Source organism: Gordonia alkaliphila, from assembly GCF_039542465.1.
Classification (GTDB): Bacteria; Actinomycetota; Actinomycetes; order Mycobacteriales; family Mycobacteriaceae; genus Gordonia; species Gordonia alkaliphila.
In genome coordinates this window covers 1-15,743 of sequence record NZ_BAABIE010000008.1, presented here as the reverse complement: position 1 = coordinate 15,743, position 15,743 = coordinate 1, and the positions used below count along the sequence as shown (strand labels likewise).

Genomic DNA, 15,743 nt, shown 5'->3' with positions numbered 1-15,743 from the left:
GGCCGACCGATGACTCAGTCGGTCACCCAGTCGACCACTTCGGTCAACGGCGCGCGATCGGTGCGGTAGCCGTTGATCGGATGGTCGACGTCGGGGTAGCCGAAGGCGATGCCGCACACGATGGTGCGGTCCTCGCCGAGGCCGAGCTCCCGGCGGAGCACGGTGGGATAGAGGGCGAGTGCGGCCTGCGCGACCGTGCCGACGCCGTGCGCGGCGGCCGCGGTGAGGAAGTTGGCGACGTAGCCGCCGCAGTCCACCGCGCCGTACGCCCCGAGTGCTTCGTCGGAGTGGATGATCGCCACGTGCGGCGCCCCGAAGAACCGGAAGTTCTCCAGCATCTGCGCCTGGCGGCGTCCGTGGTCGTCGCGGGCGATGTCCATCGCGTCGTACAGCTGAAAGCCGCTGGCCCGACGGCGGTCGCGGTGTTCGTTGCGGTACTCGCGCGGGAACGCGATGTCGGCGGCGTCGGCCACCCCGGTCGAGGCCGCGGTGTACACCGCGTTCCGCAGCCGCTCGGTGCCGGCGCCGCTGGTCACGGACACCTTCCACGACTGGCTGTTGCACCACGACGCGGTCCGCTGCGCGGTGGTCAGAATCTCGGTGATGGTCTCGGCGGGCACTTGGTCGTCGCGGTAGGCGCGGCAGCTGTAGCGAGTGGCGAGCAGGTCGTCGAAGGCCGGCGCGGCGGGCGAGGTGTCGATGGTGGTCACGTCGTCGATCATCTCAGGCGTCGAGTCCCTGGTTGGCGACGGCGATCAGGGCCCGAACCTGATCGGCCTCGATGCCGACGCCGGGAAAGGACGTGAGGCGGCCGATCGGGAAGGAACCGAGCAGCTGGGTCACCATCGGGTCATCGAGGAAGCCGCCGGCCGCGTCGTCCGACGAATCGGACTGCATCGCCGCCAACTGCTCGGCGACGATCGGACCGGCCACCGGGTGCGCCATCACCTCGCCGAGCGAGGACTCCATGGTCAGCGGCAGGCGAAGCTCATCGCCGGTCACCTCGACGGTGGTCGACTGCGCGATGTTGCGGCTCGAGGAACCGACGTCGATCCGGTAGGTGCCGCCCTCGACGGCGAACCGGTCGGCACGCACATCCCAGTAGGCGAGGTCGTCGCGATGGATCATGAGTGGGATCTCGCACGTCATCCCCGCCGGAATCTCCACGGACACAAAGGCTTTCAGCTCTCGGGGCGCGCGGTCGACGATCGACTCGTCGAGCCCGACGTAGGCCTGCACCACCTCGCGCCCGGTCCGGTCGCCGACGTTGGTCACCCGCACCGTGACGATCACCTGGCCGGTCTCGTCGGTCTCGGCAGTCACCGGTTCGTAGGAGAACTCGGTGTACGAGAGGCCGTGGCCGAACGGGTAGGCGACATCGAGTTCGCGCTGGTCGTACCAGCGGTAGCCGACGTAGATGCCTTCGCCGTACCGGACGTGGCCGAGGGCGCCCGGGAAGTTTCCGAACGCCGGGGTGTCCTCCAGTCGCAGCGGGATGGTCTCGGTGAGGCGACCGGACGGGTTCACCGCGCCGGTCAGCACGTCGACGGTGGCGCTGCCGCCGGCCTGACCGAGCAGCCAGGCCTCGACGATGGCCGGCACACTCTCGGCGAAGGGGAGCGTCACCACGGCGCCGTTGGACAGCACCACCACCGTATTCGGGTTCACCGCGAGCACGGCGTCGACCAGATCCAGCTGTGCCGCAGGAAGATTCAGGTGTTCGCGGTCGAATCCTTCGGACTCCTCGGCAGCCGGCAGGCCGACGAACAGAACCGCCACGTCCTGCTGACCGGCGAGTGCCACGGCTTCCTCGAACAGGGCCGCGTCGGCGCCGTCGAAGGTGAAGCCGGGAGCGAACCGAACGCGGTCGCCGAGCTGCGCCACGAACTCGTCGAGCGCGCTGTCGACCTTGGTCGGATTGATGTGCGACGACCCGCCGCCCTGGAATCGCGGGGTGCGGGCGAACTCGCCGATCAGCGCCACCGAGGAGTCCGGGGCGAGGGGGAGCAGCGCGTCGTCGTTCTTCAACAGCACGATGCTGCGCCCCGCAACTTCGCGGGCGAGTGCGTGATGGGCGTCGACGTCGAGCGGCCCGGCGACCGGGGGCCGTTGCTGAGCCTTCGCGACGAGCTCGAGATTGCGCTCGGCCGCGGTGTCGAGCACGGCCGGATCCAGGGTGCCGTCGCAGATGGCGGCCACGATCTCCGCGTCGGTGACGCCGCCGCTGGACGGCATCTCCAGATCGAGGCCGGCGACCAGCGCGGCGACGCGCTCGTTGACCGCGCCCCAGTCGGAGACAACCAGGCCTTGAAATCCCCAGGCGGTGCGCAAGGTGTCGGTCAGCAGCCACGGATTCTCCGAGGCGTAGACGCCGTTGATCTTGTTGTAGGAGCACATCACCGTCCACGGCTGCGACTGCCGGACGACGTGGGCGAAGCCGCGCAGATAGATCTCGTGAAGCGGCCGCGGATCGACGTCGGCGGACACCCGCATCCGGTCGGACTCCTGATTGTTCACCGCGAAGTGCTTGAGCGACGACCCGACGCCGCGCGACTGGATGCCGTCGACGAGGGCGCCTCCCATCCAGCCGGCGACGAGCGGATCCTCGGAGAAGTACTCGAAGTTTCGGCCGCACAGCGGGGATCGCTTGATGTTGATGCCCGGCCCCAGGACCACGGCGACGTCTTCGATCGCGGCTTCGGTCCCGATGGCCCGCCCCATGCGCTGCGCGAGTTCGGGATCGAAACTGGACCCGAGGCCGACGGCGGGCGGGAAGCAGGTAGCGGGGACGCTGTCGTTGATGCCGAGGTGATCTCCCGCCCCGGCCTGCTTCCGCAGACCGTGCGGGCCGTCGGTCAGCATCATCGACGGAACGCCTACGCGCTCAACGGCTTTGGTGTTCCAGAAGTCGGCGCCGCTGGTGAGTGACGCCTTCTCCTCGACGGTGAGTTGGGCGAGCAGATCTCGAGTGGAGTCGGCCATGGTGGATTCCTTCGCGGCAGGGGAGAAGTCAGGGGAGAAGTGGCAGCACGGAGGCGTAGGCCTCGGGTTCGTCGCGGACCGGGAGGTCGTAGACCCGCGAGATATGCGTCGGTGCTTCGTTTTTCGGCCATCCCGGATCTCCGTCGACGATGAACTCGGCGGCGGCGGCGTGCACTCGGTCGGCGAGTTCCTGTGGGGGATGCGGGCCGGTGAGGGGGTCCAGTGACGGGCCGTCGAGCACGTCGAAGAAGAAGGGCACGTCGATGCAGTGCCCGGCGAAGCCGAATCTATTTGAGGGCCAAGCGAATCGGAACGTCCACGTGGGCGCGGCCCCGCGCGCGCTGACGATCGTGGGGATCGAGGTGCGGAAGATCTTGTCGGAGAACAGCCGTCCGGCGAGGCGTCCCTTGCCTTTGGCGACGACGTCCCGGTTCGCCTCGAGGTACGGGCTTCGTGACGCGGTCGGGACGCCGAGGAGTCGCAGGATCAGCCCGGTGGGGACCAAGCGAAGAACGTTCGCGGCTGCCGGGCTCGTGGTCAGCATGGCGAACTCGTCGTCGGCCGTCCCCAGCACGAGCGGTTTGTCGGCGCCGATGCCGAGCCGAAACGACTCCGCGCTCGGACGCTGGATCAGTTCGCCGTCGATCACCGGACCCATGGCCATGCCTCCGGCGAGCGTCTTGCGGATCATGGCGAGATTCATCGCCGTCGACTTCTTCTGCAGGTCGAGGACCTGCTGCTCGGTCAGCGACCGCCAGCCCGTGAGCGTCGGAGCGACCTTGCCGCGCTCGGCCATGGATCGACCGAATTCCTGGGCGTCGGCCATCGGGCCCTCGGCGACGAAGCCGGACATCGAATACACGCCGTGGAACAGGTGCTGGGCCGATTCCATCCCGAGGAGCGTCATCACCGCGCCGCCGCCGGCGGACTGGCCTGCGATGGTCACCCGATTCGGGTCTCCGCCGAACGCGGCGACATTGCGTTGCACCCATTCGAGGGCCAGCAGCCAGTCCCGGACACCGCGGTTCGACGGCGCGCCGTCGATCCAGCCGAAGCCGTCGAACCCGAGGCGGTAGGAGATCGTCACGGTCACGATGCCGTCGCGGTTGAAGTTGCGGCCGTCGTACCAGGGGCTGGCGGGGGAGCCGGCGAAGAAGCCGCCGCCGTGGATCCACACCATCAACGGCAGTCCCGCACCGTCCGCGGGGGTCGGGTCGGGTGTGAAGACGTTGACGTTCAGCGTCGAGTCGCCGGGGATCGACGGTTCTGGAATCAGCACCACGCCGTCCACCGCACGTTGCGCGGTGGCGCCGTACTCGGTGGCTTCCAGCACGCCGTCCCACGGTGCCTTCGGCACCGGTGCGGCGAACCGCAGGTCACCGACCGGCGGTTCAGCGAACGGGATGCCGACGAAGGCAGCGGACTTCGCGTTGCCACGACCGCCGGTCGTCGGCCGCCAACTGCCGCGAACGACGCCGGTGTCGATCCGTACCTCCGGGTGCTCTGCGAGCGAATCGTTGTGTGGCTCAGCGGATCCCATAGCCCGGACTTTACTCAGGTCGGACCGTCCGTATTGCCCGGGTTCGATAGCTCGGTCCGACATTTCGTAGCCTCGCAGACTCAGTGACGGGGGTAACAATTGCACGTGCACGGGCGTACTCTGGATTGCCCGAAGCGAGAGGTGCCAGTCATGTCAAAGCACGTCAATCGGACTATCGCGAGGACCGTCGCAGTCGCTGTGACAGTCAGTTCCGCCGCACTGCTCGGCGTGGCCGGTGAGGCCAATGCCGAAGTGAAATCGGGAAACTATGTCTCCACGACGTGGTCGTCCGGAATCATTCTCCTGCAGCGCAACGCACAGGTCCGCGGGGGCGATCTGGTGCTGATCGGCAGGTACAAGATTCATCCCACGCGCACCGGCGGCTACGTCGACGTGATGCCCGGCCACCGCATCATCCTGAACCGCGACGGCCACGGCGGCTACAGGGGCCCGGCGTACTTCAACGGCGCGGTGATCGGCTCGATCACGTTGACGCCTCGTCGGTGAGCACCCCGGGAACCACCTGAGAACCATTGCGGCGGTGGCGATATGGCCGTACGGATGGATCCAATAGCAAATTGTCTACTCGTAGGTAGGGTGTTCGCTGAAATTCACCCGAGCGCCACCGCCTATTATTGACCCCCATGAGCATCACTTCAGGCGCCGCAGGTGTCGCCGATCGCATCCGGAACGCGACGTTGGCACAGCGGGTCACATCCGCTGCCGAGGCCGTGAAGCACATCGGACCCGGCGACACCGTGGCCATCAGTGGCTTTGCCAGCGGCGGCACGCCCAAGGTGACGATTCCGGCGCTGGCCGAGCGGATCCGCGAGGTGCGAGCGGGTGGCACGGACTTCACCATCAACCTCCTCACCGGGGCGTCGGTGTCGAGCGATACCGAGCGTCTGCTGTCGGAGGTGGAGGGCATCGCCCTGCGCATGCCATACCAGTCCGAGCCCACCGCGCGGCGCCGGATCAACAACGGACAGATGGACTACGTCGACATCCATCTGTCGCACGTTGCGCAGCAGGTGTGGCAGGGGTACTACGGCCACGTCGATATCGCCGTCGTCGAGGTCGCCGGGATCACCGAGGACGGGGAACTGATTCCGTCCGCCTCGATCGGCAACAACAAGACGTGGCTCGACGTGGCCGACAAGATCATCCTCGAGGTGAACTCGTGGGTGCCTGCGGAGCTGGAGGGTATCCACGACGTCTACTACGGCACCGCGCTGCCGCCGCACCGCAAGCCGATCCAGATCACTCGCGCCGACGACCGGATCGGTCAGCCCACCTTCCGGGTGGATCCGGAGAAGGTCGTCGCCGTCGTCGAGACCCATGCGCGGGATGAGGCCAGTGCGCTGACCGAGCCGGATGCGGTCAGCAAGGCCATCGCCGGGCACGTCCTGGACTTCTTCGACTACGAGGTGCGTGCCGGCCGCATGCCGGCCGACACGCTGCTGCCGATGCAGGCCGGTATCGGCAACGTCGCCAACGCGGTGCTCGGCGGTCTCGACCGCGGCGGATACAAGAACCTGACCTGCTACTCCGAGGTCCTGCAGGACAGCATGCTGGCGCTGATCAAGGACGGCACCGTCGCGCACGCATCGTCGACGTCGTTGGCGCTGAGTGAGGCCGGTCTCGAGGAGTTCGTCGCGAACATCGACGTCTATCGCAACCACATCACGCTGCGGCCGCAGGAGATCAGCAACCACCCGGAGGTGGTGCGTCGCCTCGGCGTGATCGCGATGAACGGCATGCTCGAAGCCGACATCTACGGCAACGTGAACTCCACGCACGTGATGGGCACCAAGATCATGAACGGCATCGGCGGGTCCGGCGACTTCACTCGCAACGGATACGTGTCGATGTTCCTGAGCCCGTCCACCGCGCGCAACGGTGCCATCTCCGCGATCGTGCCGATGGTGCCGCACATCGATCACACCGAGCACGACACCCAGGTGATCGTCACCGAGTTCGGCCTGGCCGATCTGCGCGGCCTGTCGCCGCGGCGACGCGCCCGGGTGATCATCGACAAGTGCGCGCACCCGGACTACCGTCCGATGCTCAACGACTACCTCGAGCGCGCTGACGCGATGCCCGACGCCGGGCAGACCCCGCACCTCCTCGGCGAGGCATTCAGCTTCCACCAGCGCTTCCAAGAGACCGGCTCGATGCGCGGCTGACGCACTGTCACACCGGATCTGTCGCCTGGGCGAGAAGTCCCAGGAGGACAGCGCGGATCGCGTTCTCCAGCGACCGTTCGAAGCCGTCCGGCAGGAACGTGAGGCCGGGGTCGGCCGCATACGCCTCCTGCACGGCCGCGGGCGGATGCGCGTTGATCCAGATGGTGCCGACCAGCATCACGATGAGCTTGACGGCGTCGACCGTCGCCGGTTCGTCGAGTTCCGGCAGCGCCCGTCGTAGAGCGGCGGCGAACTCACCGGAGGTTTCGTACCCGGCGCGCTTGTAGTCGGCAGCAGTGGCCGCGCTGATATTGCGTTCGAGGGCACCGGCCTGGGCGTCGAGCAGTTCGTACATCGTCGGCTGCTTCGCGAACTCGGCGCTCAGTGCTGCGGCGACGGCGGCGGCCCTGTCGGTTGCGGAGTGCTGCGGGACGACGTCGGACGACAAGCGCGCGCTCGCCAGTGGGAAGAAGTCCTTCACCTGGGAGACGAGCAACTCCAGCAGCACGGCTTCCCGCGACTCGAAATAGCGCATCACGTTCGACTTCGCCAGGCCGACGCGACGGCGACGCCGACCGGACGCAGCCTCAACATCGGCTGGTTCCTCGTCGAACTGGCCAGTGTCCTTGCCAAGTTCGAGGACACCCACGATATCGTCCTGGCGACCCCGGACGGCGCCGTGCCGTCGCTGGAAATCAACGGTCTGGCGCTCGGCATGCACGGTGGCGAGAGCCTGGGCGCCGACACCGCGAGCACCATGATGCAGTGGGCCCTCCCCGGTGCGACCCCCGCCGCTGTGCGGGCGAAGAATCCGGAACTCGTTGCACGACGCGACGCCGAAAAGCACCGTGACGCCGCCGACGACCTCTCGCTGGCCGAATTCGACTTCATGTTCGCACCCGGCGGCCACGCCCCGATGGTCGACTTCCACGACAATCCCGTGCTGGGCGAACTGCTGAACAGCCTGCGCGAGAACGCGATTCCCATCAGCCTGATCTGCCACGCACCGGTGGCGATGACGTCGGCCCGCTATCGTCTCGACGCCGACGGCGTGCCCATCGTGAACGACGATCACGCGTTCAAGGGTGCGCGGGTCACGACCGTTCCGAAGTACGGCGAGGTCCCGATGTTCAAGGTCGGATACCCGAAGATTCCGGGGGAGAAGACGCGCCCGCTGTACTACGTGGACGAGGCGCTCAAGGACGCCGGCTACGACGTGTCGTTGACGCTGAATCCCTCCGCGATCCGGGTGATCTGGGACGAGGAGCATCTGCTCTTGACCGGCAACGGGCCCCAGTCGGTCGACGCTCAGGCCGACAAGCTCTTCCAGATCGTGGCGGCGCGATCCGGCGCCCCGGCGTAGTAGTGCTTGCGACGAGGGAGCGCGCGGCGCCGCTACCTCACGCGGGACAGGCTCGCCGTACCGATCCCTCGGCCCGAACCGAATCGGTAGGCCAGCTTGTCGCCGTCCATTCTGAGCTCCAGGTCCACTTCCTCGACGCACTGACCGTTGACGGTGATGGTTTCGTGGATCTTCAGAACATCGCCGGCCATCTGCGCGCCGTGTAGCGTCCCGCTGCACCGGAGTTCGGGGTATTCGACGGTGCCGACCACGGTGCGACCATCGTGACGCAGGGTGAGGACCGTGGAATAGTCGCGGCTGCTACTTGGCTGGTCGACGGGACCCGTCCACGTGCCGAGCATGGGCTCGACCAGCGCGCGATCGATCTCGGCGCCGACCCTGTCCGTCGAATCGGTGGGGGTGACCTGAAAGGTGACGTCGTCCGTCATCGAAGCGGTCCGAACGATGCCTTCGAGTTGGGTCCACAGCGCGCCTCCGCCGTCGACGACGATCCCGATCACCTCGGCTGCGGATCCGCCGACCACCGAGCCGACACAACTGGCTGCTGACTGCATCACTGCGGCGGCGATGGTTCCTGTGGAACTCTGCAGGAGGTCGGTCGCGCAGCTCGCCTTGGTCATGTTCTTGGCGATCTGGTCGGGAACGAAGATGTCGACGGCCAGAGCTCCTGTGCGAATCTGCGATAGCACGGGATTCACGACGGCTTTCACTTCGGTGGCCACGAAGCTGTCGGTGGTGAGGATTGTCGTCGCCTCGGGGAGGAGCAGCGCCGCACCCCGAGTCAGGGCGGGGTCCGCGTTGCCCCAGGCGCTGGCGGTGACTGCGCTCGACAACTTGAATGTTGTCGGCAGCATGGGCCTCCATTGTGGATCGGTGGCGACGGTCCACGTCAGACCGGAATTGGATTGAAGGGAGAGCTCAGCGTCGGACCCGTTCGTCTCGATGCAGGGATACAGCACGTTCCCGGCGACTTTTGAGACCCGCGCACTTCCCGCGGCGTTCACGCCATCGCCGCGATAACAGCTGGGTGGTTCAGAGGAGATGTTGAGGGCCGTGCCGATGGCGTCGCCCGCATACGCGCCGTACCGGTTGACGTCGAAGACGACTGGCCAGAATGTGCTCAAGTGCGTGGTCTCCGTCGCCAGCCGCTGTCCGGGAATGCGGGGCAGTAATTCGACCTCGCCGTCGGTCTCGGTCAGGACGAAGTTGGCCTTCTCGTTCGCCACCTTCGTGAACTCGATGGAGATCGGTGTGGCCGGTTGTCGTCCGTCTTCGAGAGTGATGTCCGCGGCCGGGCCTGCTGCGGTGGCGAATTGAGCCCAGTCGCCGGGCAGCGCCGCCTCACTCGGAGTGACGGTGACCTCGGTGCCGACCGGCGCGACACCGCCGTCGGCGCGTACCACGAAGTCCTCCGAGGAGAAGTCGATCCCGGTGTCGGTCACCACCGAAGCGCTGGAAGCCGCCGTGGACGGCATGGCGCGGCCGTCTGTCGAACAGCCGACGATGCCCAGTAGTAGGACAGCGGTGCTGACGGCGCCGAAGCGGCGGCTCAAGGTGGTCACGAGGCTCCCAGCGGTCTCCGAAACTGTTGTAGCTGAAACTATCCCTTGGCCGAATGGAACGGTGACTCATCCGGGCCGTGTCGAACCTGGTCGGTTCGTGTTGGCCGCCCGTGTCAGGTGCCGCAGAAGGTACGAAATCCGGCGCTGAACGATTCCGGTGCCGGGTCAGCCAGATCCGACCACTCGTCGCGGGGCTCGTAGGGGTGGGTGACCGCGTCGAGCAGTCGGTGGAACGGGACGAGGTCGCCCGCGGTGGCCGCGCGCAGCGCGTCGTCGAGCCGGTGATTGCGCGGAATGTAGACGGGGTTCACCGCATCCATCTCGGCTGCGATCTGCGCCGGGTCCACACCGCGGTCGGCCAACGCCGTCCGCCATCGAGCCAGCCACGGAGCGCTCGCCTCTCGGGGCAGCGCGTCGTCGAGCGGTGCGGGATCGCCCCGCAGTTCGTCGGCCAAGGCACGGAAGGTGCCGGTCCAGTCGAGGCGGTGGTGATGCATCAACGTCAGCAGGTCGTCGAGCAGCGAGCGGTCGATCGCGAGGCCGACGAGGCCGACTTTGGCGCTCAAGCCGGTGGCGAAGTGGCGCTCGTAGTGGTCATCGAAGGCTTCGAGTGCGGCGGTGGCCGCGGCGATTCCGTCGTCGGGAACGGGGGAGATGAGCGTCAGCAGTGCCTCGGCGAACCGGGCCAGGTTCCACTTCAGGGCCGCGGGCTGGTTGCCCAGCCGGTAGCGGCCGCCGTGGTCGATGGAGCTGAACACCGCGTCCGGGTCGTAGGCGTCGATGAAGGCGCAGGGGCCGTAGTCGATCGTCTCCCCGGAGATGGTGGTGTTGTCGGTGTTCATCACGCCGTGGACGAAGCCGACGAGGATCCACTGGGCGACCAGTGCGGCCTGCCGCTCGATGACGGTTTCCAGGAACACGAGGTAGCGATTGCGGTCGCCGCTCTCCGGCAGTTCGGCGAGGTCGGGGTAGTGACGGTTGATCGCGTAGTCGGCGAGCGGCCGGAGAAGGTCCGGGTGCCGGACGGCCAACTCGAAGGTGCCCACGCGCAGATGGCTGGCCGCCACGCGTGCGAGCACCGCCCCCGGCTCGGCGCCGTCACGGTGGACGTCGCGCCCGGTGGCCACGACCGCCAACGATCGGGTGGTGGGGATGTCGAGCGCGTGCATCGCCTCGCTGACGAGGTACTCGCGCAGCATCGGTCCGATCACGGCGAAGCCGTCGCCGCCGCGGGAGAACGGGGTGGGCCCGGACCCCTTCAGTTGCAGATCGAACCGGCGTCCCGCGGTGTCGACCAATTCGCCGAGCAGTAGCGCGCGCCCGTCGCCGAGCATCGGTGCGTAGCCGCCGAACTGGTGACCGGAGTACGCGGTCGCGACCGGGGTGGCGTCGGCCGGGCGTGCTGCACCGGACAGGATCGCGACACCGTCGTCGCTGCGAAGAGCCGCAACGCTCAGTCCCAGCGACTCTGCGAGTTCGTCGTTCAGGATCAGAAGCGTCGGCTCCGGGACTTCGGCACCCTGCCACGCGACGGTCAGCGGGGCCAGCGCCTCGGCGAAGGTGTTCTCGAAACCCGCGATCGCGGTGCTGGTGGGTGCGGGGGACTCTGGTGCGGCGGACACGACTGCCAGGGTAGCCGGGTCGACGACTGCGCCGGTTTCATCGCGCTACGGGTAGACGATGCCGGTGTGGGTCTGGGCGAACTCCCAGAGCTGCGCGCCGACCGCGGAGTCGTGGACGACGGGACTGTCCTGGACCACTGCGGGAGCACCGGTCAGCTGGAAGGGGCCGGACGGCCCGAAGTACTGCCCGCCGTCGGCTGTCGGATCGGTGGCGGCGCGGAGCGTGGGAAGCGCTCCGGTGTACGCGTCGTTGATGAACAGGCGCAGGACCGGCCAGGTGAATCGGCTGTGGTAGGCGCGCTGGATCCACCTGCTGCGTTCGCGCATCACGCCGGTCCGGGCGGCACCGGGGTGAGCGGCGAGCGAGATGGCGCGCGCTCGGGTCGCGGTGAAGCGGCGATCGAGTTCAGCCGCAAAGATCAACTGGGCGAGTTTGGCTTCGGCATAGGCGCCCATCGGTGTGGTCGTGCTGCCGACGCCCAGTCTCGTCGGATCGAGGCCCTTCGCGCGATGTGCGAGGCTGCCGACCGTCACCACGCGCGCGGCGGGAGCGCGAAGCAGGCCCGGGCTGAGGAGTCCGATGAGCGCGAAGTGGCCGAGGAAGGTCGACGCGAAGCCCAGTTCGATTCTGTCGGCGTTCCGGACGACCTCGGTCGGGATGTACCCGGCATTGGCGACCACGATGTCGATGGTGCGGTACTGCGCGTTGATGAGCTCGGCGCACCGGCGAATGGAGTCGGCATCCGCGAGATCCAGCGACACCACGACGACGTCCGCACCTGGATTCTCAGCGACGATCTGGGCACGGGCCGTCGCGGCGGTGCTCTGCGTACGACAGGCCATCACGACAGTCGCGCCGAGTCGCGCCAGCCCGCGCGCGGTTTCGTACCCGATACCGGAGTTGGCGCCGGTCACCACCGCGACCCGCCCCGTGAGATCGGCGGCGTTCTCGAGCGTCCAGCGTGCACCTGCGTCCTTGCGAGACACCCACGAACTCCCGTCGTCATGATTGGCCGGAACCCGTGTTCGGCACGATCAGGTTACAAGGGGGCCGTTCGATGGCCGTCAGCGATGGAGCCGATCGGCTACGACTCATCGCGCGAGTTCGCGTGAGGGCGGCTGCGGCCACATTGTCACCCGGGCTAGCTTGGCATTGAGGTCGCGTGTTCCGTTCAGTACAAGCTGTGACGACGTTCGTACTACCGCTCGCCCAGTCGGCGGCCGAGATCGATCTCGGGCAATGCCTCGGAGGACTCCACGTTGTCTATGTCAAAGAATCTTGACGTTAAGCCGATGTCATCGATTGTGATTCGATGGCGGAGTTCCGTCGGCCAGGCTTCCAAGTCAGGGTCGCGAGTTGACGGCTGTCGTTGCCGCTCGCTGGCAGTTCGGCGAGGTCGGGGAAGTCGCGGTTGATCGCGTAGTCGGCGAGCGGTCGCAGGGTATCCGCGCAAAGATCAAATGAGCGCGTTTGATTTCGGCGTAGGCGCGCATCGGTGCGGTGGTCTCGCCCCCCCGGTCCCCAGCACCATTACGTCACTGTGATGTAATGGTGGTCGAGGCTGCCACAGCGGGGCGGTTGGTTCCGGGACTGTTCTGGAAGTCGATCTCAGTGGGTCGAGATGCTGCGTTTGCGCTATCGGAAATCTGGCGACGAAGGTGCTGGCGAGAGTTGGCGGTCTTGTTCGGTGGCCAGGCCGGCGGAATCGGTCGCTGGCTTCAGCTTGCGTAGCGGTCGTTGCTCGAGTTCGGGTGAGGGCGGCCATCCATTGCCGGATCCAGCTACGCTATCAATCGTGCCGATAAGATACATTATGTCAGGTAGTACCCTGCGTATTGCATCGGATGAATCATCTCGAATCCCCCACGCCGGGTGGATCGTGTTTCATCTTATCGCGTCGTGACCTGCGTATACATGCCCGTTCAGCCATGCCGAGTGTCGACAGTCGGACGAGCTGCAGTCACGCCGGCCGCTGGCTTGCTTGATTGCGGCGCTCGATTGACCTGCGGCTATTGACCTACCGTCTCATTGGATGCATCATTGAATCATCAGATGAAACCGATTCTGGTGGAGGTTCCGATGCAGATCGATGAGGTCGGCCGAGTGCATCTGGTCGAATCTGTGCCGCTCCTGCGGGCCCGAGGAACGTGTCGTCGAACTGATGCTCGACGGATGGCGGAACCAGCAGTTGTCCAGGAATCTGCAGTTCTCCACAATCGATCGGCGTGTGCGCTGTGTGCAGAGGTTCATTGAGCACTCGAACGAGGAGCCGTGGAACTGGACGCCGGTGATGGTTGAGGAGTTCTCTGCGGACCTTCGGTCGGTTCGTCACGTGACGCACTCGACGTTGCGTGGCTACCACAGTTCACTGCGGGCATTCTGTTCGTACATCTGCGACCCCGACTACGGGTGGGACCGCGTCTGTGAGCAACTGTTCGACGCGTACCCGGCGCAGGTCTTTTCTGCTTGGAACACCGCGAGCCACGTCCAGGAGTACGACGGGCGGGCGAGCAAACGCCCGTACACCAAGGAGGAGCTTCAGGCCTTGTTCGAGTACGCGGACGACGAGGTCGCTCGGATCGGTGCGACTAGGAAGAAGGGCTGGCAGGCGGCCTATCGGGACGCCACGATGATGAAGGTCGCGTATGCCTACGGTTTGCGGTTCAACGAGCTTACTCACCTGCAGCTGGTGGACTTCGCCCGCAATCCTCATGCTCGCGAGTTCGGCAAGTTCGGGGTGTGCAAGGTCCGCTACGGCAAGGCGTTCCGCGGATCACCGCCGAAACCCCGGTCGGTGTTGACTGTGTGGCGGTGGACACCGCCGATCATCGAGGATTGGATCGCAAACGGGCGAGGCGATCCCGACAGCCTTGATCTGTTCTGCAGCGAACGAGGCGGTCTGGTGGTGGGGTCGACGCTCCTTCGTCGTGTACGCCGTTACTGCGTTGATCTCGGTATCCCGGACGGAGTGGATCTGCATTCGTTTCGGCGGTCGTACGCCACACATCTACTCGAGGATGGATGGGATCCCCGGTTTGTGCAGGACCAGATGGGACACGAGTACGCCTCGACGACGGGGATCTATCAGTTCACCTCGGACGAGTTTCGGCGGTCGACGTTGAGGTCGGTGTTGGACCGGACGGTGAGACAGGCATTGGACAGCACGACGAAGGGCACTCCCGAATGAAACGCAAGGTCGATTACACGTGGCGCCTGGCAGAGTTGATGGCTGCGCGCGGAATGAACACGACCACGGACTTGATCCCCTTGCTCGCCGAACGCGACATCACGTTGTCCCGCCCCCAGGTCTATCGGCTGGTCAACCAGCGACCTGAGCGGGTGTCGTTGCAGTTGATGTCGGCGTTGTGCGACATCTTCGGGTGCGGCCCCGACGCCCTTCTCACAGTCACCGCCGTCAATGCTCGCGAGCACCACCGAGCCGCCAATGCCGGCCCGAACGTTGTGCGGTTGGACCGCGCGGTGCGTCCACGGCGGGCCAACATTCTCGACGAGTAGCAGCTACGCAATGAGGTGAGTACCGGATGGAACCTGACGGCCTAGTCCCCTATCGGCCGGTACGCGGTCGGCCACGACTGACGTATGGAGCGTGGATGTGCGATCGTTGCGGTAGGTCGACCACGCGGACGCAGGCGCACTGGCCCGAAGGCAGAATCTGCTTCACCTGCTGGTTCACCGCAATCCACACTCACGGGACGTGCCCAGTATGCGGCGCCGAACGGCTCCTTCCGGGCCCGCCTCTCCCCGACGGCACGCCAGTGTGTGGGCCGTGTGCGGGTATCGTCGACGACTTTCGGTGTAGCCGCTGTGGCGAGGAGTCCGGTCACCACCGTGGGACGATCTGTGCTCGCTGCGCGGTGCGTGACGACCTGCACGAGATCATGGGCGGGCCGCCCTCGGACCCAGTTCTCGTTGGTCTAGTCGCCGCCCTCTGCGCCGCGAAACGACCCGAGTCGACGCTGATCTGGAAACGGTCACCGAAAGTCCAGGAACTGCTGCACGGGCTAGGGACCGGCACAATCGCCGCCACCCACGAGGGCTTGGACACCCGGCCCAGTCGAGCAGCTGAGCATCTGCGGAATGTCATGGAGCACCACGGCCTCCTACCACCTCGAGATCGGTGGCTACCACGCTTCGAACAGTGGATCGACAACAAGCTCATCGATCTACCTGCCGAGGTCGCCAGGCCCGCTCGCCACTTCGCGACGTGGCACCACCTGCGACGGATTCGCGCGATCGCCGACGCCGGCGGCGACACCCAACCGTCCGTGCGATCGGCCAAACAAGAGATCACCGAGACCGTCAAGTTCCTGAGCTGGCTATGGTCCACCTACGGACGCACGGGGTGAGTCCCCTGGAGTGGTGGGGTTTGGTGGCTCGCTGAGGGCGGTGGACACGCCGGAGAGCTTGGTGTCGCCGTTGGGGTGGGCCATCGCGTGATGATCAGTGAGTTACCTCACAAGTGACTC

12 protein-coding genes and 1 pseudogene are annotated in these 15,743 nt (G+C 66.4%); 6 read left to right on the top strand and 7 right to left on the bottom strand.

Features of this window, described 5'->3' with window-relative positions:
* Positions 1–14: 14 nt before the first annotated feature.
* From ABD989_RS09710 to ABD989_RS09700, 3 genes are read right to left on the bottom strand one after another with little or no spacing between them, the layout of a single operon-like run.
* The gene (locus ABD989_RS09710) at positions 15–722 is read right to left on the bottom strand and encodes a nitroreductase (RefSeq protein ID WP_425556515.1); all 708 of its coding nucleotides are present in this window, start codon (positions 720–722) and stop codon (positions 15–17) included.
* A 1-nt stretch (position 723) separates the two neighbouring features.
* Positions 724–2,982: a glycoside hydrolase family 3 C-terminal domain-containing protein gene (locus ABD989_RS09705; RefSeq protein WP_345313322.1), complete on the bottom strand. Its 2,259-nt coding sequence runs from the start codon at positions 2,980–2,982 to the stop codon at positions 724–726.
* A 28-nt stretch (positions 2,983–3,010) separates the two neighbouring features.
* A complete protein-coding gene (locus ABD989_RS09700; RefSeq protein ID WP_345313321.1) occupies positions 3,011–4,522 on the bottom strand; it encodes a carboxylesterase/lipase family protein in 1,512 nt (503 codons plus the stop codon).
* Positions 4,523–4,720: 198 nt separating this feature from the next.
* Between ABD989_RS09700 and ABD989_RS09695 the strand changes: the two genes are divergently transcribed.
* Both ABD989_RS09695 and scpC read left to right on the top strand, forming a co-directional pair.
* Positions 4,721–5,029, top strand: a complete 309-nt coding sequence (locus tag ABD989_RS09695) for a hypothetical protein (protein WP_308221367.1) — start codon at positions 4,721–4,723, stop codon at positions 5,027–5,029.
* 137 nt (positions 5,030–5,166) lie between these two features.
* The gene (gene scpC / locus ABD989_RS09690; RefSeq protein WP_345313320.1) at positions 5,167–6,708 is read left to right on the top strand and encodes a succinyl-CoA:acetate CoA-transferase ScpC; all 1,542 of its coding nucleotides are present in this window, start codon (positions 5,167–5,169) and stop codon (positions 6,706–6,708) included.
* Positions 6,709–6,715: 7 nt separating this feature from the next.
* Here scpC and ABD989_RS09685 read toward each other — a convergent pair whose 3' ends face one another.
* Positions 6,716–7,357 (bottom strand): TetR/AcrR family transcriptional regulator, encoded by a 642-nt coding sequence (locus ABD989_RS09685; RefSeq protein WP_345313319.1) that lies wholly within the window; start codon positions 7,355–7,357, stop codon positions 6,716–6,718.
* Positions 7,358–7,387: 30 nt separating this feature from the next.
* Between ABD989_RS09685 and ABD989_RS09680 the strand changes: the two genes are divergently transcribed.
* Positions 7,388–8,071: a DJ-1/PfpI family protein gene (locus ABD989_RS09680; protein ID WP_345313318.1), complete on the top strand. Its 684-nt coding sequence runs from the start codon at positions 7,388–7,390 to the stop codon at positions 8,069–8,071.
* A 32-nt stretch (positions 8,072–8,103) separates the two neighbouring features.
* Here the strand turns inward: ABD989_RS09680 and ABD989_RS09675 are convergent, their stop codons facing one another.
* The 3 genes from ABD989_RS09675 to ABD989_RS09665 all read right to left on the bottom strand — a co-directional run bounded on the left by ABD989_RS09675 (position 8,104) and on the right by ABD989_RS09665 (position 12,242).
* Positions 8,104–9,474, bottom strand: a complete 1,371-nt coding sequence (locus ABD989_RS09675; RefSeq protein ID WP_345313317.1) for a hypothetical protein — start codon at positions 9,472–9,474, stop codon at positions 8,104–8,106.
* A gap of 272 nt (positions 9,475–9,746) precedes the next feature.
* Entirely contained in the window at positions 9,747–11,255 is a 1,509-nt protein-coding gene (locus ABD989_RS09670) for a protein adenylyltransferase SelO (protein ID WP_345313316.1), read from the bottom strand.
* Positions 11,256–11,300: 45 nt separating this feature from the next.
* A complete protein-coding gene (locus ABD989_RS09665) occupies positions 11,301–12,242 on the bottom strand; it encodes an oxidoreductase (protein WP_246996003.1) in 942 nt (313 codons plus the stop codon).
* Between the two features lie 1,093 nt (positions 12,243–13,335).
* Here ABD989_RS09665 and ABD989_RS09660 point away from each other — a divergent pair.
* The 3 genes and pseudogenes from ABD989_RS09660 (at position 13,336) to ABD989_RS09650 (ending at position 15,623) form a co-directional block, all read left to right on the top strand.
* Positions 13,336–14,443, top strand: a pseudogene (locus ABD989_RS09660) (tyrosine-type recombinase/integrase).
* Positions 14,440–14,772 carry a helix-turn-helix domain-containing protein gene (locus ABD989_RS09655; protein WP_336791273.1) on the top strand — a complete coding sequence of 111 codons (333 nt, stop codon included), beginning with the start codon at positions 14,440–14,442 and terminating at the stop codon, positions 14,770–14,772. Before ABD989_RS09660 ends, ABD989_RS09655 begins: the two are co-directional and overlap by 4 nt.
* A 359-nt stretch (positions 14,773–15,131) precedes the next feature.
* Positions 15,132–15,623: a hypothetical protein gene (locus ABD989_RS09650; RefSeq protein WP_345313315.1), complete on the top strand. Its 492-nt coding sequence runs from the start codon at positions 15,132–15,134 to the stop codon at positions 15,621–15,623.
* Positions 15,624–15,743: the final 120 nt, after the last annotated feature.

Bases quoted from the DNA above. Each gene is read 5' to 3' on its own strand.
- ABD989_RS09710 (WP_425556515.1), bottom strand. From the start codon at position 722: ATGATCGACGACGTGACCACCATCGACACCTCGCCCGCCGCGCCGGCC.
- ABD989_RS09705 (WP_345313322.1), bottom strand. From the start codon at position 2,982: ATGGCCGACTCCACTCGAGATCTGCTCGCCCAACTCACCGTCGAGGAG.
- ABD989_RS09700 (WP_345313321.1), bottom strand. From the start codon at position 4,522: ATGGGATCCGCTGAGCCACACAACGATTCGCTCGCAGAGCACCCGGAG.
- scpC (WP_345313320.1), top strand. From the start codon at position 5,167: ATGAGCATCACTTCAGGCGCCGCAGGTGTCGCCGATCGCATCCGGAAC.
- ABD989_RS09655 (WP_336791273.1), top strand. From the start codon at position 14,440: ATGAAACGCAAGGTCGATTACACGTGGCGCCTGGCAGAGTTGATGGCT.